The following is a 1,908-nucleotide window of genomic DNA, read 5'->3' on the forward strand; positions in this document are numbered from 1 at the left end:
AGAGCAAGATTCTAATACCTCACTTTTTTGCACAGGAGGCGTTACAGGAGCTTCTAGGTGTAGTTCTAAATGCTGTAACCACAGAAGGGCAAATTCAGTCCTTTTATCGACTGGATATTTACCCGTTTCAAATCTACTTATCGAATCATTGGAGAGATCCAGCTTATCGCCTAATTCGGACTGACTAAGCTTTAAAACAGACTTTCGAATGCGCTTAAACTCGGACGGATGCATAAGTTACCTTATTTCGACATTTTGTCGAATTGTACATCACAGATTCGACATTTTGCGGAAAAACAAGGTACTTTCACCCCGTATTACTATACGGGGATGACGCTGCACCTCCTATTTCCTCCTCCTCAGTCATCGTCGTCGTCAGTCGTCGTTTGCAGCTAACAACCAGATAGATATGTAAAAAGACGTATTTATACATATTTGTGAAGCTGACGCGCGGATTTGAATTAGGTAACAAAAATCAAGAATGTTTCCGCTTGTCGGCTCAATTGAGAAACAAAAAAAGGGAGCACAAGGCTCCCAAATTTTTATTTCCCAACAGAGCTATTTATAAGACCTGATCTAACAGAAAAAGAGCGTGGCGAAGTTGCCCCTCAGAGTAGGTAGCTCCATCAGGTGTAACAATATGACCAGACTTAAATGCCCACTTAGAAAACCCCGTAACATCAGGAAGATAGCGCCCAGACTCAAGAGCCCAAAGCCTACGAATGGTAGGGGGGATTTCCTCACCGTCATCCCATCGATGGATTTGATCCAAATCGACACAAGCTATTTCAGCAGCTCGACCCTCACTTAATGCTAAGTGTTGAAATCTAAAGATAAAGTTAGGATGTATTCGACTACTCCTAGAAATTGGAGCAAAGAATTTAACAGCGTTCTCCCAATCAGTACTACGCATAACATTCCTCCAAAGCTTGAATAGCCTTTTCGGAGATGGACTGATATACGGCGTAACTTTGAAAGTTGTACCAAGATTCAAAAGTGGCGAGAAATAAAACGCGGTCGACTGGATTTAAATCAGTTGATGCAATTAATTGCGACAGACGGTTGTAAAACACGTCCTTTTCAATAGGATGTGAGTTAGTCATGATTAGCCCCTTGTAAGCTAGTTATGATTAGCCATGCATTCAGATTGCACTCTGAATGCATGGCGTTTATGAATTTAAATTGTTTGCTGTCTAGACTTCCAATAATCAGCAGCACAAGACCACTTAGTCCCATCTTGAGCTATGTATCCCTCTATTGGGACTATTTTAGATTGTGTAGTTAACCCCAAGCGCTCAAGATTCAAATAGTATGTATTAGCTAAACTTTTCGATTTATCCCCTGGCTCGTAAGTTAACCAACCAGACTCAGAGAGCTTCTTGATTGTGTTTGCAATAGATTGTCGAGATAACCCCGTCTCATCCATTAGAGCGCTGTAGCTAGGGAAACAAACTCCATCGCCATCAACAAATCTAAATAGCCCCAAGAGAAGCAGGCGCTGTGTTGATGGTAGATTTTCACGTTTCATTGCGTCAAAAAGTGGATGCATAATATCGAATTGGCTCCGCTTAAGTTTGTGTGTCATAATTTTCCTTATAGAAACTAAGAAAAACGCCAAGGGTTGCCGCCCATTTTGGCGTTTTTTTTTATCCACAGAAAATCATAACACCTAGTCAATATATAGACAACCCTAGTGTATGAGATACACCACCCTAGTCAACGTCATATACTAACCCTAGTAAACTAGGTTGACTCCAACAAACCATAGAACAAACCATAGAACAAATAGCGCTATCGCTTTTTCTTTTTCTTTTTTCGATTAGACCTAGCCTTGGATCTTTTTGATGAGTCAGGGACAGGACCAAATCTATCCCTCTTTTCGTCGTCAGAATGCACAGGAGTGGAAAT

3 protein-coding genes are annotated in these 1,908 nt (G+C 41.0%); all 3 read right to left on the reverse strand.

What is annotated here, in order from left to right:
• Positions 1–234, reverse strand: a 234-nt coding sequence (locus R7Q48_RS23935) for a helix-turn-helix transcriptional regulator (protein ID WP_318132562.1), incomplete at its 3' end; no start/stop codon positions are given.
• A gap of 671 nt (positions 235–905) precedes the next feature.
• The gene (locus tag R7Q48_RS23940) at positions 906–1,103 is read right to left on the reverse strand and encodes a hypothetical protein (RefSeq protein WP_169608343.1); all 198 of its coding nucleotides are present in this window, start codon (positions 1,101–1,103) and stop codon (positions 906–908) included.
• Positions 1,104–1,177: 74 nt separating this feature from the next.
• Positions 1,178–1,654 carry a helix-turn-helix domain-containing protein gene (locus tag R7Q48_RS23945; RefSeq protein WP_169616120.1) on the reverse strand — a complete coding sequence of 159 codons (477 nt, stop codon included), beginning with the start codon at positions 1,652–1,654 and terminating at the stop codon, positions 1,178–1,180.
• Between the last annotated feature and the right edge of the window lie 254 nt (positions 1,655–1,908).

Source organism: Vibrio sp. 378, assembly GCF_033339435.1.

Excerpts from the sequence above, each read along its gene's own strand:
- R7Q48_RS23940 (WP_169608343.1), bottom strand. The coding sequence starts at position 1,103 with ATGACTAACTCACATCCTATTGAAAAGGACGTGTTTTACAACCGTCTG.